General features: G+C 65.2%; 19 protein-coding genes, 1 other RNA gene and 1 pseudogene. 12 read left to right on the top strand and 9 right to left on the bottom strand.

Going from position 1 to position 20,353, the window contains the following annotated elements:
• Nucleotides 1–111: 111 nt before the first annotated feature.
• Nucleotides 112–1,047, bottom strand: coding sequence for a methionyl-tRNA formyltransferase (gene fmt / locus JQ580_RS00505; RefSeq protein WP_212277813.1), 936 nt, complete (start codon nucleotides 1,045–1,047; stop codon nucleotides 112–114).
• A 138-nt stretch (nucleotides 1,048–1,185) separates the two neighbouring features.
• On the bottom strand, nucleotides 1,186–1,710 hold the full coding sequence (gene def, locus JQ580_RS00500; RefSeq protein WP_212277812.1) for a peptide deformylase: 525 nt from the start codon (nucleotides 1,708–1,710) through the stop codon (nucleotides 1,186–1,188).
• 171 nt (nucleotides 1,711–1,881) lie between these two features.
• Between def and JQ580_RS00495 the strand changes: the two genes are divergently transcribed.
• Complete coding sequence (locus JQ580_RS00495) at nucleotides 1,882–3,081, top strand: DNA recombination protein RmuC (RefSeq protein WP_212277811.1); 1,200 nt, start codon at nucleotides 1,882–1,884, stop codon at nucleotides 3,079–3,081.
• 139 nt (nucleotides 3,082–3,220) lie between these two features.
• On the top strand, nucleotides 3,221–4,585 hold the full coding sequence (locus JQ580_RS00490; protein ID WP_212277810.1) for an AmpG family muropeptide MFS transporter: 1,365 nt from the start codon (nucleotides 3,221–3,223) through the stop codon (nucleotides 4,583–4,585).
• Nucleotides 4,586–4,718: 133 nt separating this feature from the next.
• On the opposite strand, the gene JQ580_RS00485 is transcribed toward JQ580_RS00490, so the two are convergent.
• The 5 genes from JQ580_RS00485 to ffs form a co-directional block, all read right to left on the bottom strand.
• The gene (locus JQ580_RS00485; protein WP_212277809.1) at nucleotides 4,719–5,156 is read right to left on the bottom strand and encodes a hypothetical protein; all 438 of its coding nucleotides are present in this window, start codon (nucleotides 5,154–5,156) and stop codon (nucleotides 4,719–4,721) included.
• 88 nt (nucleotides 5,157–5,244) lie between these two features.
• Nucleotides 5,245–5,847: a recombination mediator RecR gene (gene recR / locus JQ580_RS00480; RefSeq protein ID WP_018320788.1), complete on the bottom strand. Its 603-nt coding sequence runs from the start codon at nucleotides 5,845–5,847 to the stop codon at nucleotides 5,245–5,247.
• Between the two features lies 1 nt (nucleotide 5,848).
• Entirely contained in the window at nucleotides 5,849–6,169 is a 321-nt protein-coding gene (locus JQ580_RS00475; protein WP_212277808.1) for a YbaB/EbfC family nucleoid-associated protein, read from the bottom strand.
• A 30-nt stretch (nucleotides 6,170–6,199) separates the two neighbouring features.
• Nucleotides 6,200–8,035, bottom strand: a complete 1,836-nt coding sequence (locus JQ580_RS00470) for a DNA polymerase III subunit gamma/tau (RefSeq protein WP_212277807.1) — start codon at nucleotides 8,033–8,035, stop codon at nucleotides 6,200–6,202.
• Nucleotides 8,036–8,129: 94 nt separating this feature from the next.
• Nucleotides 8,130–8,225: signal recognition particle sRNA small type (gene ffs, locus JQ580_RS00465), an RNA gene on the bottom strand.
• Nucleotides 8,226–8,407: 182 nt separating this feature from the next.
• On the opposite strand from ffs, the gene JQ580_RS00460 reads away from it, so the two are divergent.
• The 10 genes and pseudogenes from JQ580_RS00460 (at nucleotide 8,408) to JQ580_RS00415 (ending at nucleotide 17,981) form a co-directional block, all read left to right on the top strand.
• Entirely contained in the window at nucleotides 8,408–9,253 is an 846-nt protein-coding gene (locus JQ580_RS00460; RefSeq protein ID WP_106947731.1) for a transporter substrate-binding domain-containing protein, read from the top strand.
• A 131-nt stretch (nucleotides 9,254–9,384) separates the two neighbouring features.
• Nucleotides 9,385–10,047: an amino acid ABC transporter permease gene (locus tag JQ580_RS00455; RefSeq protein WP_212277805.1), complete on the top strand. Its 663-nt coding sequence runs from the start codon at nucleotides 9,385–9,387 to the stop codon at nucleotides 10,045–10,047.
• A complete protein-coding gene (locus JQ580_RS00450) occupies nucleotides 10,044–10,838 on the top strand; it encodes an amino acid ABC transporter ATP-binding protein (protein ID WP_212277803.1) in 795 nt (264 codons plus the stop codon). Before JQ580_RS00455 ends, JQ580_RS00450 begins: the two co-directional genes overlap by 4 nt.
• Entirely contained in the window at nucleotides 10,838–11,593 is a 756-nt protein-coding gene (locus JQ580_RS00445; protein WP_212277801.1) for an SDR family NAD(P)-dependent oxidoreductase, read from the top strand. The genes JQ580_RS00450 and JQ580_RS00445 overlap by 1 nt, the downstream gene beginning before the upstream one ends.
• Nucleotides 11,590–12,717, top strand: a complete 1,128-nt coding sequence (locus tag JQ580_RS00440; protein WP_212277800.1) for a muconate cycloisomerase family protein — start codon at nucleotides 11,590–11,592, stop codon at nucleotides 12,715–12,717. Before JQ580_RS00445 ends, JQ580_RS00440 begins: the two co-directional genes overlap by 4 nt.
• A 258-nt stretch (nucleotides 12,718–12,975) precedes the next feature.
• Nucleotides 12,976–13,395 carry an HIT domain-containing protein gene (locus JQ580_RS00435; protein ID WP_212277798.1) on the top strand — a complete coding sequence of 140 codons (420 nt, stop codon included), beginning with the start codon at nucleotides 12,976–12,978 and terminating at the stop codon, nucleotides 13,393–13,395.
• 7 nt (nucleotides 13,396–13,402) lie between these two features.
• Entirely contained in the window at nucleotides 13,403–14,341 is a 939-nt protein-coding gene (gene nudC / locus JQ580_RS00430; protein WP_212277796.1) for an NAD(+) diphosphatase, read from the top strand.
• Between the two features lie 6 nt (nucleotides 14,342–14,347).
• Nucleotides 14,348–15,268 (top strand): annotated as a pseudogene (locus JQ580_RS00425) (PfkB family carbohydrate kinase); the annotation flags it as partial.
• A gap of 99 nt (nucleotides 15,269–15,367) precedes the next feature.
• The gene (locus JQ580_RS00420) at nucleotides 15,368–15,877 is read left to right on the top strand and encodes an Lrp/AsnC family transcriptional regulator (RefSeq protein WP_212279164.1); all 510 of its coding nucleotides are present in this window, start codon (nucleotides 15,368–15,370) and stop codon (nucleotides 15,875–15,877) included.
• 634 nt (nucleotides 15,878–16,511) lie between these two features.
• Nucleotides 16,512–17,981: a methyl-accepting chemotaxis protein gene (locus JQ580_RS00415; protein ID WP_212277794.1), complete on the top strand. Its 1,470-nt coding sequence runs from the start codon at nucleotides 16,512–16,514 to the stop codon at nucleotides 17,979–17,981.
• A 109-nt stretch (nucleotides 17,982–18,090) separates the two neighbouring features.
• Here the strand turns inward: JQ580_RS00415 and JQ580_RS00410 are convergent, their stop codons facing one another.
• Together JQ580_RS00410 and JQ580_RS00405 are read right to left on the bottom strand one after the other, a co-directional pair.
• Nucleotides 18,091–19,590, bottom strand: a complete 1,500-nt coding sequence (locus JQ580_RS00410) for a phosphomannomutase/phosphoglucomutase (protein ID WP_212277793.1) — start codon at nucleotides 19,588–19,590, stop codon at nucleotides 18,091–18,093.
• Between the two features lie 191 nt (nucleotides 19,591–19,781).
• A complete protein-coding gene (locus JQ580_RS00405; RefSeq protein ID WP_212277791.1) occupies nucleotides 19,782–20,294 on the bottom strand; it encodes a TIGR02281 family clan AA aspartic protease in 513 nt (170 codons plus the stop codon).
• Nucleotides 20,295–20,353 lie beyond the last annotated feature (59 nt).

The following is a 20,353-nucleotide window of genomic DNA, read 5'->3' as shown; positions in this document are numbered from 1 at the left end:
CGGTGGTGTCATCGCCAGGGCCTGACCGGCGATCCAGTCCTCCGAGGCATCTCTGTTCAGCCAAGACGTGTCTGGGTACTGGATACCCCGCCGTCGCGGGGTATGACAGCGTCAGGTGAATTTGGCGCCGGCCTTCAACGGCATGCCGCGCAGGAAGTCCGCGGCCTGCATCCGGCCTTTACCCTCGCGCTGGAGTTCGATGATGCGGATGGCGTCCTCGCCGCAGGCGATGGTGAGCTTGTCGTCGAGCACCTCACCCGGCGTGCCCGAGCCCTTCGCCAGTTCACACCGCAGGATTTTGACGCGCGCGTTGTCGCTGACCTCGGCAAGCTCGGCCCATGCACCGGGGAACGGCGACAGGCCGTGGATGTGGCGCAGCACGGCGCGCGCCGGCTTGCCCCAGTCGATCCGCGCCTCGGTCTTGTCGATCTTTGCGGCGTACGTCACGCCGTCCTCGCTCTGCTTTTTGAGCTGGAGCCCGCCGCGGTCGAGCGCAGCCATCGCGCGCACCATCAGGTCGGCGCCAAGGCGGGAGAGCCGATCGTGCAGGTCGGCCGCCGTCATGGTGTCCGTGATCGCGAGGCGCTCGGCCATCGCGACGTCGCCGGTGTCGAGGCCGACATCCATCTTCATCACCATCACGCCGCTCTCGGCATCGCCAGCCATGATCGCGCGGTTGATGGGGGCGGCGCCGCGCCAGCGCGGCAGCAGCGAGGCGTGCAGATTGTAGCAGCCGAGTCTTGGCGCATCGAGGATCGCCTGCGGCAGGATCATGCCGTAGGCGACGACGACGGCGGCATCAGCATCGAACGCGCTGAACTCGTCGAGCGCTTCCTGGGTTTTCAGCGTCTTCGGCGTCAGCACGGGAATGCCGAGCTTTCGCGCGGCCTCCTCGACCGGCGTCGGCTGCAACTGCAGGCCGCGCCGCCCGCCCGGCTTCGGGGCGCGGGTGTAGACGGCGACGATCTCATGGCCATGCGCGACCAGCTCGAGCAGCGTCGGCACGGAGAAATCGGGCGTGCCCATGAAGATGAGGCGAAGGGGCATGTGGCGAGACAATCCTCAGATGGGAGCCAGTTATCCGTCAAGGCTGGGCTTGTCCCAGCCATCCATGCCCTTCCTGCGCGCGGCGGCGACGAACGTGGATGCCCGGCACAAGGCCGGGTATGACGGCGGAGGATGTGGCTACTCCGCGCGCTTGGCAGCTTTCTCGAACTTCTTGATGACGCGGTCGCGCTTGAGCTTCGACAGATAGTCGACGAACAGCACACCGTTGAGATGGTCGATCTCGTGCTGGATGCAGGTGGCGTAGAGACCTTCGGCGTCTTCCTCGTGCACCTTGCCGTCGAGGTCGGTGAAGCGCACGCGCACCTTCGCCGGGCGCTCGACCTCCTCGTAATATTCAGGGATCGAGAGGCAGCCTTCCTCGTAGACCGACAACTCCTCGGAGGAGCTGATGATCTCGGGGTTGATGAAGACGCGCGGCAGCGGATTGGTCTCGCCGTTCTCGTCGCGCTTGGCGAGGTCCATGGTGATCAGCCGCAACGGCTGCGCGATCTGGATCGCGGCGAGCCCAATCCCGGGCGCGTCGTACATGGTCTCGAACATGTCGTCGGCAAGCTTGCGGATCTCGGTCGTGACCTTTTCGATCGGCTTGGAGACCTGACGCAGCTGCCTGTCGGGCAGGATGATGATTTCTCTGAGGGCCATGGCCGCGATTTAAGCCCCGCGCCGAGTGCGGTCAATGCGGCCCGGAACCCCGTTAACCCTTCGCTAACCATAAATTTTCAGGTTTCGTTAACCGTAAAAATTAGGGTGCAGTTAACCATAAGCGTTCGCTATTCGTTCGCGGATGCCGGCGAATCGGCTAGAACGGTCGGCATGAACGAGACCATTTTCATGCTCGGCGACTGGCCGGTGCGCACGATCGATGTGCTGATCGGCTTCGGCGTCCTCGTCCTTATCCTCCTGGTGGCGATTGCCGTGGTGATCGCCCGGTCGGGCCGGCGCGGCGCGGAACTCGCGATGGCGCACGCGATCCGCGCCGACGAGCTCGAGGAGCGCCTGAGCGAGGTCTTGCGCGCCCAGAGCGAATCCTCAGGACGGGTCGACGCCATGACCCAGGCGCTGGCGGGACGCCAGGCCGAGATGGCGCGGGCGGTCAACGAGCGGCTGGACTCGGTCACCCACCGCGTCGGCCAGTCGATGGAGCATTCGACCCGCAACACCATGGAAAGCCTGCGCGCGCTGCACGAGCGGCTCGGCATCATCGACAGCGCCCACAAGAACCTCACCGACCTCACCACCCAGGTGACGACCCTGCGCGACGTGCTCGCCAACAAGCAGTCGCGCGGCGCCTTCGGCCAGGCGCGGATGGAGGCGATCGTCCAGGACGGTCTTCCAAAGGGCGCCTACGAATTCCAGTTCACGCTCTCGACCGGCAAGCGGCCCGACTGCGTCGTGTTCCTGCCGGACCAGCGCCCGCTCTGCATCGACGCCAAGTTCCCGCTGGAAGCAATGACGGCGCTGCACGACGCCCGCACCGACGAGGAGAAGCGCATTGCCACGCAGCGGCTGCGCGGCGACGTGATGAAGCATGTCAGCGACATCGCCGAAAAATACCTCATCACCGGCGAGACCCAGGAGATGGCGCTGATGTTCGTGCCGTCGGAATCGGTCTACGCCGAGATCCATGACGGCTTCGACGACGTGATCCAGAAGGCCTATCGCGCCCGCGTGGTGCTGGTGTCGCCCTCGCTGCTGATGCTCGCGATCCAGGTGATGCAGCAGATCATGAAGGACGCGCGCATGCGCGACGCCGCCGACCAGATCCAGACTGAAGTCATCAAGCTCGGCGACGATCTGGGACGCCTGCGCGACCGCGTGGTCAAGTTGCAGAAGCATTTTTCCGATGCGAACGAGGACGTCCGCCAGATCCTGATCTCCGCCGACAAGATCGAGAAGCGCGCCGGCCGGATCGAGGAGCTCGATTTCAGCAAGACCGAGGCCCCGGAAGGACCGCATCTGGTGGCAACGGGTGCGCCGGAGCTGTTCCCGAGGAAGCTCCGGGCGGGGGAGTGAGGCTGAGTCGTCATGGCTGGCTTGTCCCGGCCATCCACGGCCTTTTCACCGACATCAAGAACATGGATGCCCGGACAAGCCCTGGCATGACGGGTTTTGCGACAGAGGCATCAGGGCCAGAATCTGCTAACACCGCCCCATGACCGCACCCGACGCGACCTCCCCTGCCGTTGCCTCCCCTCCTGCGACCTCCTGGCGCGACAGTCTTGCCGTTTACCTGCAGCCGCGGGTGCTGATCGTGCTGTTCCTCGGCTTCTCCTCTGGCCTGCCGCTGGCGCTGTCGGGATCGACGCTGCTGGTGTGGATGCGCGAGGCGGGGGTCGATCTCAAGACCATCGGGCTGTTCGCGCTGGTCGGCACGCCCTACACGCTGAAGTTCCTGTGGGCGCCGCTGGTGGATGCGCTGCATGTGCCGCTGTTCACCCGTGCGTTCGGGCGCCGGCGTGGCTGGCTGTTGTTCTCGCAATCCCTGCTGATCGTCGCGATCCTGCTGCTGGCGATGACCGACCCCGCGCGCTCGCCGTTCTATGTCGCGCTCGGCGCGCTGCTGGTGGCGGCGACGTCGTCGACGCAGGACATCGTGGTCGATGCCTTCCGTGTCGAAAGCCTTCCGGAAAGCGAACAGGCGGCCGGCATGGCCGCTTACGTCGCGGCCTACCGTATCGGCATGCTGGTCTCGACAGCGGGCGCGCTGTTCATCGTCTCCGGCTTCGAAGACACCGGCATTCCCCGCACGTCGGCGTGGATGTGGGGCTATGTGGTGATGGCCGCGATGGTACTGATCGGCACGGTCACCGCGTTGGCCGCGACCGAGCCGCCGCAATCCGCACAGGCGGAAGCTGCGACACAAGCCGAGACCGCGCTTGCGCGGGTGTTGACCGCGGCAATCGGCGCGTTCTCCGAATTCCTGTCGCGCAAGGACGCACTCGCCGCGCTCGCCTTCGTCGTGCTGTTCAAGTTCACCGATGCGTTCTCGGGCACGATGACGGCGCCGTTCGTGATCGACCTCGGCTTCACCCGCAACGATTATGCGGCCATCGTGAAGGGCGTCGGCCTCGCCGCGACCCTGATAGGCGGATTTGCCGGTGGCTTCGTCGCGCGACGTTATCCGCTGGCAATGTCGCTCTGGATCGGCGGCGTGGTGCAGGCGGTGGCCAATTTGTCCTTTGCCTGGCTCGCAATGGTGGGCACCAATCAATGGGCGCTGGCGCTCGCGATCTGCGCCGAGAATTTCACCAGCGCCATCGGCACCGTGATCTTCGTGGCCTACCTCTCGGCGCTCTGCCAGAACCCGCTGCACACGGCAACGCAATATGCCTTGCTTACCGCGCTCGCAGCGGTGGGGCGGACCTATCTGTCGTCGAGTGCGGGTTATGTCGCAAGCGCGACCGGCTGGCCGATGTTCTTCGTGATCTGCGTGCTGGTGGCGATCCCGAGCCTGGTGCTGCTGACCTGGCTGCAGCGGCGCGGGCATTTCGAGGCGTTGGGGCCGGTGCGGGTGTGACGATGCGCCGTCACGCTCGGCGAAGGCGAGGCATCCAGTAGTTCCGAGACAGCTGCGATAGACCGAGAAGCTGCGGCGTGCTGGATCGCCCGCCTTCGCGGGCGATGACACCGGGTCGGAGAGGCCCCGCCCCCTACTGCTTCTTGATGATGCTCCACTTCGTGATCACGGCTTCGCTCATCTGGCCGGGATCGCTGGCGCAGGCGACTTCGTCGACCTTGACCGAGATCGCCTTGCCGACGAACGATTTCAGCTGCGCAGCCTGCGCGTCGCTGGAGGTGACGAGCTGGAAGGTCTCCGGTCCCGTCTCGAGATTGCACAGTCCGTTCGGCGCCGGCAGCCGGCGCGGCTCGGAGGTGATCTGGTAGGTCGCGATCCGTTTGCCGGCGTTCTTGACGTCGCGCACTTTCAATGCCGTCAGCTCACCCGACAGCACCTCGCCGGTGTTGATCGGCTTGCCGGGCTTTGGCGCCGGCAGCGCCTCGTTGTCCGGCTGCGCCGAGATGGCCGGCGTCACCACCAGCAGCATCGTCGCGACCAAAGCCAATCGAGCGGCGAATCGTTTCGTCATGTCGTCCGTTCCGTAAAGTCTGGATGGAGATTGTTGTTTTGACGCGTTTCCTTCACGCGAACCGGTATCCGCTTCGCTCGAAAACGCGCTAGAACAGGGTGCGCTGCCGCATCGCAGCCGATAGCGTACCTTCATCGAGATAATCAAGCTCGCCGCCGACGGGAACTCCGTGGGCGAGCCGCGTCACCTTCACATTGGCGTCCTGCAGGAGGTCGGTGATGTAATGCGCCGTGGTCTGGCCGTCGACCGTCGCATTCAGCGCCAGGATGATCTCGTGCACCCGCGAATCATGCGCGCGCGCGACCAGTGCGTCGATGGTCAGATCCTGCGGGCCGACGCCGTCGAGCGGCGACAATGTCGCGCCCAGCACGTGATAGCGCCCCTGGGTCGCATTGGCGCGCTCCAGCGCCCAGAGATCGGCGACATCGGCGACGACGACGATGATGGCGTCATCGCGCTTCGGATCGGTGCAGACGGTGCAGGGATTTTGCGTATCGATGTTGCCGCAGGTCTTGCAGACCTGGACCTTGTCCAGCGCGACCTGCATGGCCGAAGCCAGCGGCATCATCAGCGCTTCGCGCTTCTTGATCAGATGCAGCGCCGCACGCCGCGCCGAGCGCGGACCGAGGCCCGGCAGCCGCGCGAGAAGCTGCACCAGCCGCTCGATTTCGGGACCTGCAACCGCGCCCATATTACTGGCCGAACAACCCCGGCGGCAGGCCGAGCCCGCCGGTCAGCGACTGCATCTTTTCCTGCATCGCAGCCTCGGCCTTGCGGCGCGCGTCACCGAGCGCGGTGACGAGCAGATCTTCCAAAACTTCGCGCTCTTCCGCCTTCATCAGCGAGGGATCGATCTCGATGCCCTTGACGTCCATCTTGGCGGTCATGCGCACGGCGACGAGGCCGCCGCCGGAGATGCCCTCGACTTCCACATTGGCCAGAGATTCCTGCATCTCCTGCATCTTGGATTGCAGCTGCGCTGCCTGCTTCATCATGCCGAGAAAATCAGCCATAGGTCGCGTGTCCTTGGAAAGAAGTTGGGCTCAGAGATCGTCGCCGTCGGAACCGTCCGGCGGATCGTCGCTGCCATAGTCCGCGTTTATATTGGCCTCCGGCGTCTCCGGAGCAAGCCTGCGAACCTCGACAACCTTGGCGCCGGGGAAACGCGACAGCACCTCCCGCACGCGCGGATCGGCCTCGGCGGTCCGCGCATGCTCCTGCTTGGCGGCCTGGTTCACCGCGCGCAGCGTCGGCTGGCCCTGCTCGTTGGACACGACGATGGTCCAGCGCCGGCCGGTCCACTGCTCGAACTTCCTCGCAAGCTCGGAGATCATGGTCTTGGAGGCGTTGGGTTCGAGCGCGACCTCCAGCCGGCCCTCCTCGAAACGCACGAGGCGCATGTCGCCTTCGAGTGCGCTCTTGGTCATGATGTCGCGCTTCTGCCCGGCCAGCGCGACGAGCTGGGTGAAGCTCGTGACGCGCAGCTGCGGCGCGGCACCTTGCGGATCCGGCGCTGGCGCCACCATCTGCGGCCGGGCGCCACCGCCAAACGCTGATGGCGATGATGTCGGCATGCGAACCGGCGCTGCGGACATGGCCGGTGCGGATGCAACCGGCGCGGACGACGCGCTGCTGCGCCCGGCACCGCCGCCGTTCGCGACCGGCGAACCGCCGCCGTTCTGCTCCAGCATCCTGATCGCTTCGTCCGGCGTCGGCAGATCGGCGACATAGGCGATGCGCACCAGCACCATCTCGGCGGCCGCGGCAGGCCGCGTCGCCGCCTGCACTTCGGTGATGCCCTTGAGCAGCATCTGCCACATCCGCGACAGCACGCGCATCGAGATCTTCGAGGCGAATTCCTTCGCGCGCACGCGCTCGGTCTCGCCATAGGCGACGTTGTCGGCCGTCGCCGGAACGATCTTCACACGGGTGACGAAATTCACGAATTCGGCGAGGTCCGAGAGCACGACGATCGGATCGGCGCCGACATCGTACTGGTCGCGGAACTCGTTGAAGGCGGCGGCGATGTCGCCGCGCGCCAGCGAATCGAACAGGTCGATGACGCGGGTCCGATCGGCGAGGCCCAGCATCTGCCTGACGGCGTCGGCCTTCACGGTGCCGGCCGCATGGGCAATGGCCTGGTCGAGCAGCGACAGCGAATCACGCACCGAGCCTTCGGCGGCGCGCGCGATGATGCCGAGCGCTTCCGGCTCGATTTCGACGCTTTCCTTCGCCGCGATATTGGCGAGATGCTTCATCAGCACGTCGGCCTCGACCCGGCGCAGGTCGAAACGCTGGCAGCGCGACAGCACGGTGACCGGAACCTTGCGGATCTCGGTCGTCGCGAACACGAATTTGGCGTGCTCCGGCGGCTCCTCAAGCGTCTTCAGGAAGGCGTTGAACGCCGCCGTCGACAGCATGTGGACTTCGTCGATGATGTAGACCTTGTAACGGGCGCTGGCCGGCGCGTAGCGCACGCTATCATTGATCTGGCGGACGTCGTCGACGCCGGTATGCGAGGCCGCATCCATCTCCAGCACGTCCATGTGCCGGCTTTCCATGATCGCCTGGCAATGCACGCCGAGCGTCGGCATATGGATGGTCGGGCCCTTCACCGAGCCATCCGGCATCTCGTAGTTGAGTGCACGGGCCAGGATGCGCGCGGTGGTGGTCTTGCCGACGCCGCGGACGCCGGTGAGGATCCAGGCTTGCGGAATCCGCCCGGTCTCGAACGCATTGGAGACGGTGCGGACCACCGCCTCCTGCCCGATCAGATCGTCGAAACTTGAGGGACGGTATTTGCGCGCCAGCACCCGGTAAGGCGCGTTGCCGGCCGGGCCGGCGCTATCGGGATTGGAAGGGGCGCCAGCGTCGGTCATCGGTCGATCCGCAATGAAATGTCTCTTGGCCGGCTTTGCGGAAAGGAGCGCGCTGGCGGCTGTGCCGCCGGCGCTGGTTCGCTCGAAAAAACAAGTAGGAGACTGACGAGCGACCCGATCCGACCTCGTTAGGGCTGCTTCCTTCCGGACCTGACCCGGTTGGCGAGTGGCTCGTCCACCGCCAATCTCCCGGTCCTTATTTGGGGCCAAAAGGGGCGGAAAGCAAGCGGCTATCGCCCGTGATCGACGGCGCCTGCCCAGCATCCAGGCAATTCCCGATCTGCCCAGCCGATAGGCTGTGCTTTCACTGAAAGTGCGACCTTGGTATGAACCTGCCGGAACCTGTCCCAACCAGAAAAGCGATTGATCCCAATGGTTACACGTCGTGATGTTGCATCGATTGTCGGGCTTGGCGCCATGACCGCGGCCGCGCTGGCTTCGCCGGCCGTGGCCCAGACCGCCGATCAGAACGAATCGACCTTCGCCCGCATCCGCCGGACCAAGAAGATGCGGATCGGCGCGGTCGGCGGCGGCGCGCCCTATTACATGAAGGATCTGTCCAGCGGCCAGTGGAAGGGCTTCTACGTCGACATTGCCAAGGCGCTCGCCGACGACATGGAGGCCGAGCTCGAGATCACCGAGACCACCTGGGGCAATTCGGTGCTCGACCTGCAGGCCAACAAGATCGACATCTTCTTCGGCCTCAACCCGACCCCGAAGCGCGCGCTGGTGGTCGATTTCTCGGTCCCCGTCTTCAACAATGCCTTCGGCATCCTCTGCAAGAAGGACTTCAAGCCGAAGAGCTGGGCCGAGCTGAACTCGCCCGACATCAAGATCGCGGTCGACCAGGGCTCCTCGCACGACCAGGTCGTCAGCCGCCTGACGCCGAAGGCGCAGATCACGCGGCTCAAGACCGCGGACGACGCCACCGCCGCGCTTCAGACCGGCCGCGTCGACGCGCAGTGCCTGATCACCATGCTGTCGCTGACCGTGCTGAAAAAGAACCCCTCTCTCGGCCAGCTCGTGCTGCCGACGCCGATCTTCGCGACGACCTCGAATGCCGGCTTCCGCCGCGAGACCGACAAGACCTGGCGCGACTACGTCAACACCTGGATCGACTTCAACAAGGGCCTCGGCTTCATCCGCAACGCGATCATCACCAACATGGAGCTGGTGGGCGTGACGGAGGCGGACATTCCGCCGGGCGTTTCGCTGTAAGGTATCTGCATCGTCATGGCCGGGCTTGTCCCGGCCATCCACGTCTGACCCGCGGCACCTGGAACGTGGATGCCCGGGACAAGCCCGGGCATGACGGCGGCTTTCTGAGACCGGGTACGAGTAACGCACGCATGTATCAGTGGGACTTCGGTATCCTCTGGAGCTATCGCTGGCTCTTCCTCAACGGGCTCGGCGTCACCGTCGGCTTCACCGTGGTCATCGTGGTGTGCGGGCTGCTGTTCGGGCTGCTCGGGGCGTTCGGTACGCTCTCGCGCTTCAAAGCGTTGCGCCTTCTCGCGCTCACCTTCATCGAAGCGTTTCGCTGCACGCCGATCCTGGTGCAGCTGATCTGGTTCTATTACGCGCTGCCGATCCTCGCCGGCGTCGAGATGACGCCGATCACGGCCTCGGCGCTGGCGCTCTCGCTCTATGGCGGCTCGTTCTATTCCGAGATCATCCGCGGCGGCATCATCTCGATCGACAAGGGCCAGGCGGAAGCCGGCGGCGCGCTCGGCATGACGCCCGGCCAGAGCATGCGGCGCATCGTGCTGCCGCAGGCGATCAAGCGCATGATCCCGGCGCTGATGAACCAGTCAATCATCCAGTTCAAGAACACCTCGCTGGTCTCGGTGCTGGCGGTGCCCGATCTGGTCTATCAAAGCCAGGTCGCCGCCCATGACAGCTACCGGCCGCTGGAAACCTACACCGCGGTCGCGGTCGCCTATGCGGCGATCCTGATCCCGCTCACCATCCTGGTCCGGCGCGGCGAGAAGCGACTGGCGGTCGGCGAATGAGCGAGACGTCGAAAATCGAGATCCGCAGCCTGCGCAAGAGCTTCGGCAGCAACGAGGTTCTAAAGAACATCAATCTCGACGTTGCCAAGGGCGGCGTCGTGGCGCTGATCGGCCCGTCGGGGTCAGGCAAGTCGACGCTGCTCCGCTGCATCAATCTGCTGGTGGTGCCCGACGGCGGCAGCGTCCGCGTCGGCGACACGCGCTTTGCGTTCGGCGACGGTGCGAAACTCCCCGATGTCAAGACGCTGGCAAAATTTCGCGCCGGCACCGGCATGGTGTTCCAGCACTTCAACCTGTTCCCGCATATGACCACGCTCCAGAACGTGATGGAGGGCCCGGTCACGGTGCGGCGCATGGCCAAAGCCGACGCCGAAAAGCTCGCACGGGCCCAACTTGCAAAAGTCGGGCTCGTGGAGAAAGCGGATCAATATCCGGCGACGCTGTCCGGCGGCCAGAAGCAGCGCGTCGCAATCGCACGCGCGCTCGCGATGGAGCCCGACGTGATGCTGTTCGACGAGGCCACCTCGGCGCTCGACCCTGAACTCGTCGGCGAGGTGCTCGCCGTCATCCAGCAACTCGCGTCCGAGGGCATGACCATGGTGATCGTGACCCACGAGATCGCGTTCGCCCGCGAGGTCGCCGACCGCCTCATCTTCATGCGCGACGGCCTCGTGGTCGAGGAAGGCCCCGCGCGGCAGGTGATCGACACCCCGAGGGAAGCCGCCACACGCGCCTTCCTCAGCCATTTCCACCGCACCGGCGCGCTGCCGCCGGCCACAACGGCATCGTGATGTCCGAAATCAATCGCGTCTATCTCGTCACCGGGGCCGCCAGCGGCATCGGCCGCGCCACCGCCAAAGTGCTGGCGGCGCCGGGCGTCGGGCTGCTGCTCCATACGCGCGCCAACGCAGAAGGTCTTCGAGCCACCGCAGCGGATGCCGAAGCGAAAGGCGCTGTGGCGGCAAGCTGCCTTGGCGATCTCGCCGCGGAGAGCGCGGCCACCGACGCCGTCGCCGCCGCGCAAGCCGCCTTCGGCCGGCTCGACGGATTGATCCTGGTCGGCGGCCATGCCCGGCGCGGCAGCGCGATCGGCACGCCGGCGGACCAGTTCCGGCAGGCGATGGACGAGTCCGCGCTGGCCTTCACGCGAATGGTCGCTGCCGCGCTTCCGGAGCTGCGCGCAGGGCAAGACGCGCGGATTGTCGCCGTGTCCTCCTTCGTCGCGCACGCGATCCGCCCGGAATTCGCGCCGTTTGCGGCAACGGCTGCGAGCCGCGCCGCGCTGGAAGCGTTGGTGCGGCTGACCGCAGTCGAGCTCGCCGGCGACGGCATCACCGTCAACGCAGTGGCGCCCGGCCTCATCGTCAAGGACAAGCCGAGCGAAAGCCGGCTGTCGCCGGAGCAGATCGCCGCGACCGAAGCGCTGATCCCGATGCGCCGCCGCGGACGGCCGGAGGAAGTCGCCGAGATCATCGCCTTCCTGGCATCCCCGAAGGCGTCTTACGTCACCGGCCAGGTCTGGCACGTCAATGGAGGCCTGACATGACCGAAGCGACCGTCGAACGTCTCAGGCTGTTCCTGATCGAGAGCCCGATCAAGATGGCGCGCCTGCAGGGCGTCGGAAACGTCAAGGGCACGGTAAAACGCGTGCTGATCGAGCTCACCGCGAGCGACGGCGCGGTCGGCTGGGGCGAAGCGGCACCGTGGGAGGTCTTTACGGGAACGCCGGAAGCCGCTTTCTCCGCGCTCGATATCTACTTGAGGCCCATCGTGCTCGGCAAGCCGGTGCGCCGCATCCGCGCGCTGATGGCCGAGCTCGACCGCGCGCTGGTCGGACATGCCGAAGCTAAAGTCGCCATCGAAATGGCGCTGCTCGATATCGTCGGCAAATCGTCGGGCCTGTCGGTCGCCGACCTGCTCGGCGGCCGCGTGCGCGACACGATTCCGCTCTCCTTCTCGATCGCCGATCCGGATTTCGCCGCCGATCTCGAGCGCATGCGGAAAATGGTTCCCGACGGCAACGTCATCTACAAGGTCAAGACCGGCGTGAAGTCGCATCGCGAGGACCTCGAGCATCTCGAAGCCATCCGGAAGGAGTTCGGCGACAAGGTCGATCTGCGCGTCGATTACAACCAGGCACTCGCACCGTTCGGTGCCATCAAGATCCTGCGCGACGTCGAGCAGTTCGCGCCGACCTTCATCGAGCAACCGGTGCCGCGCAAATATCTCGACGTGATGGCGCAGCTCACCGCGGCGCTGGAAACCCCGGTGCTCGCCGACGAAAGCTGCTTCGACCGCCGCGACATGATGGAGCTTGTGCGCCGCGAGGCCGCCGACGCCGTCTCGATCAAGCTGATGAAGGTCGGCAGCCTGTTCGAGGCGCAGGCGATCATGGCCATCGCCGACATCGCCGGCCTGCCCGGCTATGGCGGCACGCTGTGGGAAGGCGGCATTGGCCTTGCCGCCGGCACGCAGCTGATCGCGGCGACGCCGGGCATCTCGCTCGGCTGCGAATTCTACATGCCGCACCACGTGCTGACCGAGGACGTGCTGGAGGACCGCGTCGCCAACCGCAGCGGCCATGTCGTGGTGCCCGATGGACCCGGCCTCGGTATTCGCGTCAGCGAAGCTTCGGTCCGCGCCAATGCGCGGGTGCTGGCGGAGGTATAGGCTCCCGTCATCCCGGGGCGCGCGCAGCGCAAGCCCGGGGATCCATAGCCACAGGATTGAGTTTGGCGAAGACTCCGAGTTGCCAGCTCGGGCAATGACTTCTCCCTGTGGTAATAAACCCCGGGGCTTGCGCTTTGCGCGCCCCCGGACGACAGCTGAGCATGCCGCCCCCGCGGCCCCGATCCTTCCCCTCAGGGAATCGGTATCGTATGGTCCGGCCAATAAGGCCCGAACCCACCGGGCCATCCGGAAACGCATATGCCTGAACCCGCCTGGTCGCTGCACTCCCGCCTGAAAGAGGACACCATCGATATCGGCGATCTTCCGCTGTCGAAGGTGCTGGTCATCAAGGACGCGCATTATCCTTGGCTGCTGCTGGTGCCGCGGCGCGCTGACGCGATCGAGATCATCGATCTCGACGAGGTGCAGCAGGCGCAGCTGATGACGGAGATCTCCCGCGTCTCGCGCGCGCTGAAGGAAATCACCAAGTGCGACAAGCTCAATGTCGCGGCACTCGGCAACCTCGTGCCGCAGCTTCACGTCCACATCATCGCGCGCCGCACCGGCGACGCGGCCTGGCCGCGGCCGGTCTGGGGCGTGATGCCGCCCTTGGCGCACGACGCCGCAGAGGTTCAGAATTTCATCAGCGCACTTCGCCGCAAGATCTGGTTGGGTTGAGAAAATAATGTCAGCATTCGACGCCTTTCCGCTGGGACAGCCGGCCTTCGTCACCAACATCCTCGATCGCGCCGCGCATCTGCGCCGCGACGACGAGAAGCTGTTCGCGATGGAGCAGAAGCCGACCTCGCGCGCCTATGTCGTTTATCGCGACTCGCTGCTGGTGAAGCGCGACGGCGACAAGATTCGTGCGCTGCTGTCGATCGACGAGGCGCTGAAGTGCGGCGCCAATCCGGGTACGATCTTCCTGGGGTTACGCGACGGCGCCGCGATGTTCGGGATGGGCCTGTCGCAGGCCGCCGCCGAGAAGCTTGTGGGCCGCGACGACTATACCGTCACCGAGCTGCGCGGCATGGCGATGCAGGGCGCGATCCCGCCCGGAGAGCTGTCGGCGATCGCGATGGCGAAGTCGATGGTCGGCTGGCACCAGCGCCATGGCTATTGCGCCAATTGCGGCACGCGCAGCGCGATGAAGGAAGGCGGCTGGAAGCGCGAGTGTCCTTCCTGCAAGGCCGAGCATTTTCCGCGCACCGATCCAGTCGTGATCATGCACGTCGCCTCCGGCGACAAGTGCCTGCTCGGCCGCCAGAAGCAGTTTCCCGCAGGCATGTACTCGTGCCTTGCCGGCTTCGTCGAAGCCGCCGAGACCATCGAGGACGCGGTCCGTCGCGAGATCCTCGAAGAATCCGGCATCCGCTGCACCGATGTGCAGTATTACATGACCCAGCCTTGGCCCTATCCGTCGTCTCTCATGATCGGCTGCAGCGCGCGGGCGGTGAGCGAGGACATCGTCGTCGATCACTCGGAGCTGGAGGACGCGCGCTGGTTCACGCGCGAAGAGGCCGCGCTGATGCTGGCGCGGACGCATCCGGATGGGCTCGCAGGCCCACATCCCTTCGCCATCGCCCATCATTTGCTCGGCCGCTGGGTGCACGACAAGAGCTGACCGCCGATGGCTGCATCCGGGACCGCGCCGCGCATCCTCTGCATCGGCATTCCCGTGCGCGATCTCACCTTTCGGGTCGAGGCGGTGCCGGCACGTGGCAGCAAGGCGAACGCGAGCCATTTCGCCGAGATCTGCGGCGGCAACGCGCTCAATGCCGCGATTGCCATTGCGCGGCTCGGCGGCCGCGTCTCGTTCGCCGGCCCGATGGGCGATGCGCGGGAGACATCGAGCGGCTTCATCCTCGCGCAGATGGCACAGGAGGGCATCGACACCAGCCACATCGTGCGCATGCCTGATGTGACCACGCCCGTCTCTGCGATCATGATCGAGCCGTCCGGCGAACGGACGCTGACGATCTATCGCGATCCCGGACTGTGGCGCGTGCAGCTGCCCAAGGCCGACGAATTGCTGGCCGATTGTCGCGCCGTGCTCGTCGAAACCCGCTGCGGTGCGTTCTGCAGCGACCTCTGCGCCGAGGCTCAGCGACGCGGTATTGCCGTCATCGTCGGCGTCGATCGCGCGATGTCGTTGCAGGATGGCCTGCTGACCGCCGCCTCGCATCTGCTGTTCGCGAGCGAACAGATGCAGGAGACCGCCGGCGTCGCCGACGACGGCAGGGCGTTGCGACGCCTGGCCGGGCTGACGCCCGCCTTCCTTGCCGCCACCCGCGGTCCGCTCGGCACGATCTGGCTGAACGATGCAGGCGAGTGGGAGGAGGCCGCGGCCTTCCCCGTCCAGACGGTGGATACGCTCGGCGCCGGCGACGTCTTTCATGGCGCCTTCTCGCTTGGCCTCGCTGAGGGCGGCAACGTGCGGCGGGCGTTGCGATTCGCCGCGGCCGCCGCGGCACTAAAATGCACCCGCCATGGCGGCGGCCTGGCTGCACCCCAACGCATTGAAGTTGAAGAGTTTTTGCGTGGAAGGCCCCAGAACGGCTCCAGGAACGTGCGGGATTACGGGCTTGTCGGGGAAGGATTTTCTCTATATCAGAGAAATCAGCCTATTAAATGGAACAGAATTCTTCAAATGACCGACGCCGCCACCCAGATCCCCGAGTCCAGCCGCCGCCTCGACGCCATCGACCGCAAGATCCTGATGGTACTCCAGGAGGATGCCTCCCTGTCCGTCGCCGAGATCGGCGACCGCGTCGGCCTGTCCTCGACCCCCTGCTGGAAGCGCATCCAGCGGCTGGAGGCCGACGGCGTGATCATCAAGCGGGTGGCCCTGGTCGACCAGAACAAGATCGGGCTCGGCATCTCGGTGTTCGTATCCGTTGAAAGCTCCGATCATTCCGACGCGTGGCTGAAGAAATTCGCAGAAGCTGTCAGCGCGATGCCCGAGGTGATGGAGTTCTACCGCATGGCCGGCGATGTCGACTACATGCTGCGCGTCGTGGTCGCCGACATGCAGGCCTATGACGTGTTCTACAAGAAGCTGATCAGCGCAGTGCCGCTGAAGAACGTCACCTCGCGCTTCGCGATGGAGAAGATCAAGTCCGTGACCACGCTGCCGATCCCGGCGGTGGTGGCGGCCTGAAGGCTGAAACATCGGCAGGGTAACGCAGAACGGACCGGCGACCAGCCGCTTGGTTTTGGTCCAGTCGGGGTCACGCAGTCCTTCAATTCAATCCCAATAGCGCTCGCGAATGCTTCGCGATGCCGGACAACACCTGGGAGACGCGGGGCGCGTGCGCGAAGCTGCGGAAGCCAGACATTCGATCGACTCAAAGCGCGGTGATCCGCGGAAAAGACCGTAGTCTTCCGTACCGGCCCTAACCGGATATTTACCCGCGGTTAGCCTCAACTCAATAGCTTCCGGTAATGGAGGGGAAAACGGCGATTCCGTCCCGGCGGTGGCCTGCCTGGGCGAATGCGACAGCGTTGCTGATCGCGGGGTGGATCTCGCTTGCAATCCTCACCTTACAGGTTCGTCCGGGGACGACAATCGTCGCAGTGGTATTTCCGCCTTGGTGGAGCGCGCAGCAGGTGTTTCAGGCTGCGGGATCGGCCCGGGCGGCGATCGTCGGGGGAACTGCTCTTCCCACCCTTCTCATCGTCCGCCCGGATGACCATGACGGACTGACCCGCCTGCACGATGCCGGCGCCTGGTTCGTGATGGACGCGCAAGCGGTTTCAGCATGCTTTGGCAGAATAGCTCCGGGGATGACGAAATGATTGTCAAGAACGATGAACTGGAATCGCTGCGTCAGATCACCAGCAAAATCCTCGTCGCGGTGCTCTGGCTGCACGTGCCGATTAGCCTGATCATCGGGCTTGCGCTCGGCAAGGCGTGGCTGCTCCCCGCCATTTTCATGACGGTCTTCGCCCTCGCCGCAACCCTGTCCTGGCGCCTGTCGGGTGACAGCCTTTCGACGCGCCTGGTGTTCGCGGTCGCGCTGATGAGCGGTGTGTCGATGTTCACCTACCAGTTCGAAGGACATCCCTGGCAGATCGACATGCACATGTACTTCTTCGCGGCGCTGGCCTGCATCGTCGCCTATTGCGACTACCGGCCGATCGTCGCAGCGACGGTTGCGGTCGCGCTGCATCATATCGCCTTGAACTTCCTGCTGCCGGCGGCGATCTATCCCGGCGGCTCAGATTTCGGTCGCGTGGTACTGCATGCCGTGATCCTGCTGATCGAAGCAGGCGTGCTGATCGCGCTTGCCCTCAAGCTCCAGGAGCTATTCGAGACGACCGCCGTCAAGACGGCCGAGGCTCAGGCCGCGATGGCCGCGGAGGCGCGGGCCCACAGCGAACGCCAAGACATCGAACAGCGCGCCAAGGACGAACGTGAGGCGGCCAAGCAGCGGCTCGCCAGCAACTTCGAGCGCAGCATCGGCGGCATCGTGCAGGCGGTGGCGGTCGCCGCCGGCGAAGTGCAGCAATTGTCGTCGGCGATGAGCAGCAACAGCGCGGATACCGCGCGCCAGACCGCCGCCGCGGCCTCGGCATCGAACCAGGCCTCCAGCAATGTCGAGACGGTTGCTGCCGCCACGGAAGAACTCACAGCGTCGGTCAGTAGCATCACCCAACAGGTTTCCCGGTCTGCCCAGATCGCGGCCAAGGCCGCGAGCGAAGCCCGCCGCACCAACGAGGTGGTCGAGGGACTCGCCACCGGCACGCAGAAGATTGGCGAAGTCGTCACGTTGATCCAGACCATCGCGAGCCAGACCAATCTGCTGGCGTTGAATGCCACCATCGAAGCCGCACGCGCCGGCGAGCATGGCAGGGGCTTTGCGGTGGTCGCGAGCGAAGTGAAGGCGTTGGCGAACCAGACCGCGAAAGCCACCGAGGAGATCTCGGCGCAAGTCCAAAGCATCCAGAGCGCAACCAACGACGCCGTCAACGCGATCCAGGCGATCGGTGCGACGATCGCGGAGATCGATCAGATCTCCGGACAGATCTCGTCCGCGGTCGACCAGCAGGGCCTGGCCACGCGCGAGATCGCGGGCAGCCTGCAGCAAGCCGCCACCGGCACGCGCGAGGTGAACCAAAACATCGTCGGCGTCAGCAAGGCTTCCGAGCAGGCAGGCATGGCTGCCTCGAAGATGCATCAGGCTGCCGCCGGGCTGTCATCACAATCTGAATGCCTCAAGGCCGAGGTCGACGGCTTCCTGGGCTCGCTGCGGTCGGCGTAGGGCGCGACACGGGTACGTGTCACTGCCCGGCTCGACCGGGCAATCCAGTATTTCGTGACGTCAGTGATCGGATCGGAAGGCCGGGGCGGACGAACGCTTCGGCTCCGGCTCAGATCTTCTGATTGTACTCGCCGACTTCGGGATGCGTGCGCAGCACGCTGTTCACCATCTCGAACATGTCGTGCATGCGCTGCTCGGAGACCGGGCTCTCGACCACCACGACGAGCTCGGGCTTGTTGGAGGAGGCGCGTACCAGGCCCCAGCTGCCATCCTCGACCGTGACGCGCACGCCGTTGACGGTGACGAGATCGCGGATCGCCTGGCCGCCGATCTTGGCGCCCTTGGCCTGCAAGTCCTCGAAGTGCTTCACCACCTGGTCGATGACGCCGTATTTGGTCTCGTCGGCGCAATGCGGCGACATCGTCGGCGACGACCATGTCTTCGGCAGCGCGTTCTTCAGGTCCGCCATCGACTTGCCCGGCGCGCGGTCGAGCATGTCGCAGATCGCGAGCGCCGAAACCAGGCCGTCGTCATAGCCGCGGCCATAGGGCTTGTTGAAGAAGAAGTGGCCGGACTTCTCGAAGCCCGCGAGCGCACCCGTCTCGTTGGTGCGGCGCTTCATGTAGGAATGTCCGGTCTTCCAATAGTCGGTTCTGGCGCCCTGCTTCTGCAGCACCGGGTCGGTGACGAACAGGCCGGTCGACTTCACGTCGACGATGAAATGCGCGTCCTTGTGGATCGCCGACATGTCGCGCGCCAGCATCACGCCGACCTTGTCGGCAAAGATCTCCTCGCCGGTATCGTCGACGACGCCGCAGCGGTCGCCGTCGCCATCGAAACCGAGGCCGACATCGGCCTTATGATGCAGCACCGCGTCGCGGATCGCGTGCAGCATCTCCATGTCTTCGGGGTTCGGATTGTATTTCGGGAAGGTGTGGTCGAGCTCGGTGTCGAGCGGAATCACCTCGCAGCCGATCGCCTCCAGCACCTGCGGCGCAAACGCGCCGGCGGTGCCGTTGCCGCAGGCCGCGACGACTTTAAGCTTGCGCTTCAACTTCGGACGATTGGTGAGGTCGGCGATGTAGCGCGCCGGATAATTCTCGTGAAACTGATAGGAGCCGCCCGCCTTGTTCTTGAAATCGGCATTGAGCACGATCTCCTTCAGCCGCGTCATCTCCTCGGGCCCGAACGTCAGCGGACGGTTGGCGCCCATCTTGACGCCGGTCCAGCCATTGTCGTTGTGCGAGGCAGTCACCATCGCGCAGCAGGGCACGTCGAGATCGAATTGCGCGAAATAGGCCATCGGCGTCACCGCGAGGCCGATGTCGTGCACCTTGCAGCCCGCCGCCATCAGGCCGGAGATCAGCGCGTATTTGATCGAGGCCGAATAACCGCGGAAGTCGTGCCCGGTGACGATCTCCTGTTTGACGCCGAGTTCGGCGATCAGCGCCCCCAGCCCCATGCCGAGCGCCTGCACACCCATCAGGTTGATTTCCTTCTGGAACAACCAGCGCGCGTCGTATTCGCGAAAGCCCGTCGGCTTCACCATCGGCTCGGATTCGAAGGCGTAAGTGTTGGGCAACAATACGGATTTCGGCTTCGGGAACATTGAGACAGTCTCGCGAAAATGGCGGGAGTTGAGGCAGCCTTAGCGAATGCCGGGCCGCAGCGGAAGGCGGGAATGCAGGCTTATCGACGATAATTGCGGCAGTTTGGTAACGAAGAAACGTTACCGCGAAGGCGGCCGAAGCGAAGAACTCGTTCTTGAAATGGGCGGCGCTTGATCGCAACAGGCTCCGCCTATTGCTCCAGCACCATCTGGCCGTTGGAATATTCGAACCGCTTCAGGCGGGAGAGGAAGGAGAGGCCGAGCAAATTCTCCGACAGCGCCTCGTCCGGCAGCACCATGGCGTCGACGTCGCGCACGACCAGACCCCCGACCTCAAGCATCGCAATGCGGGTGCGCGCAGCCTTGATGGTGCCGTTGGCGGTGGAAACGGTGGCGTTGTAATCGCTGCGAGAAGGGCGCAGGCCAAAGCGGGCCGCCGAGGTCTCATTCAGCGCAACCACGGAGGCGCCGGTGTCGAGCATGAAGCCGATGCGCTGGCCGTCGATCCGGCCCTCGGTCTGGAAGTGACCGCGACCATCGCGGGGAATGGCAAGACTGCGGCCCGCGGCCGGCGCAGCCGCTGCGACCGCGATCGTGGTACGCGGCGCCGACGTGGCGGAAGCCGAGCTCATCTTGTCCGCCATCTGCGCCATGAAGGTGCCGAGGCCGATCATGACGGCTGCGATGATCATAATGTTACGCATCACACCACTTCCGGGCCGGAAAGCCCGATTTCACCACGCGACACGCCAGGCCGCGAGCG

It is taken from the genome of Bradyrhizobium sp. SZCCT0148 (assembly GCF_018129985.1).
Classification (GTDB): domain Bacteria; phylum Pseudomonadota; class Alphaproteobacteria; order Rhizobiales; family Xanthobacteraceae; genus Bradyrhizobium; species Bradyrhizobium japonicum_H.
This window is presented reverse-complemented; position numbering and strand designations above follow the sequence as displayed.

Bases quoted from the DNA above. Each gene is read 5' to 3' on its own strand.
- JQ580_RS00405 (WP_212277791.1), bottom strand. From the start codon at position 20,294: ATGCGTAACATTATGATCATCGCAGCCGTCATGATCGGCCTCGGCACC.
- JQ580_RS00435 (WP_212277798.1), top strand. From the start codon at position 12,976: ATGCCTGAACCCGCCTGGTCGCTGCACTCCCGCCTGAAAGAGGACACC.
- JQ580_RS00440 (WP_212277800.1), top strand. From the start codon at position 11,590: ATGACCGAAGCGACCGTCGAACGTCTCAGGCTGTTCCTGATCGAGAGC.
- JQ580_RS00445 (WP_212277801.1), top strand. From the start codon at position 10,838: ATGTCCGAAATCAATCGCGTCTATCTCGTCACCGGGGCCGCCAGCGGC.
- JQ580_RS00485 (WP_212277809.1), bottom strand. From the start codon at position 5,156: ATGACGAAACGATTCGCCGCTCGATTGGCTTTGGTCGCGACGATGCTG.
- JQ580_RS00420 (WP_212279164.1), top strand. From the start codon at position 15,368: ATGACCGACGCCGCCACCCAGATCCCCGAGTCCAGCCGCCGCCTCGAC.
- nudC (WP_212277796.1), top strand. From the start codon at position 13,403: ATGTCAGCATTCGACGCCTTTCCGCTGGGACAGCCGGCCTTCGTCACC.
- JQ580_RS00455 (WP_212277805.1), top strand. From the start codon at position 9,385: ATGTATCAGTGGGACTTCGGTATCCTCTGGAGCTATCGCTGGCTCTTC.
- def (WP_212277812.1), bottom strand. From the start codon at position 1,710: ATGGCCCTCAGAGAAATCATCATCCTGCCCGACAGGCAGCTGCGTCAG.
- JQ580_RS00450 (WP_212277803.1), top strand. From the start codon at position 10,044: ATGAGCGAGACGTCGAAAATCGAGATCCGCAGCCTGCGCAAGAGCTTC.
- recR (WP_018320788.1), bottom strand. From the start codon at position 5,847: ATGGGCGCGGTTGCAGGTCCCGAAATCGAGCGGCTGGTGCAGCTTCTC.
- fmt (WP_212277813.1), bottom strand. From the start codon at position 1,047: ATGCCCCTTCGCCTCATCTTCATGGGCACGCCCGATTTCTCCGTGCCG.
- JQ580_RS00470 (WP_212277807.1), bottom strand. From the start codon at position 8,035: ATGACCGACGCTGGCGCCCCTTCCAATCCCGATAGCGCCGGCCCGGCC.
- JQ580_RS00415 (WP_212277794.1), top strand. From the start codon at position 16,512: ATGATTGTCAAGAACGATGAACTGGAATCGCTGCGTCAGATCACCAGC.
- JQ580_RS00410 (WP_212277793.1), bottom strand. From the start codon at position 19,590: ATGTTCCCGAAGCCGAAATCCGTATTGTTGCCCAACACTTACGCCTTC.
- JQ580_RS00495 (WP_212277811.1), top strand. From the start codon at position 1,882: ATGAACGAGACCATTTTCATGCTCGGCGACTGGCCGGTGCGCACGATC.
- JQ580_RS00475 (WP_212277808.1), bottom strand. From the start codon at position 6,169: ATGGCTGATTTTCTCGGCATGATGAAGCAGGCAGCGCAGCTGCAATCC.
- JQ580_RS00490 (WP_212277810.1), top strand. From the start codon at position 3,221: ATGACCGCACCCGACGCGACCTCCCCTGCCGTTGCCTCCCCTCCTGCG.
- JQ580_RS00460 (WP_106947731.1), top strand. From the start codon at position 8,408: ATGGTTACACGTCGTGATGTTGCATCGATTGTCGGGCTTGGCGCCATG.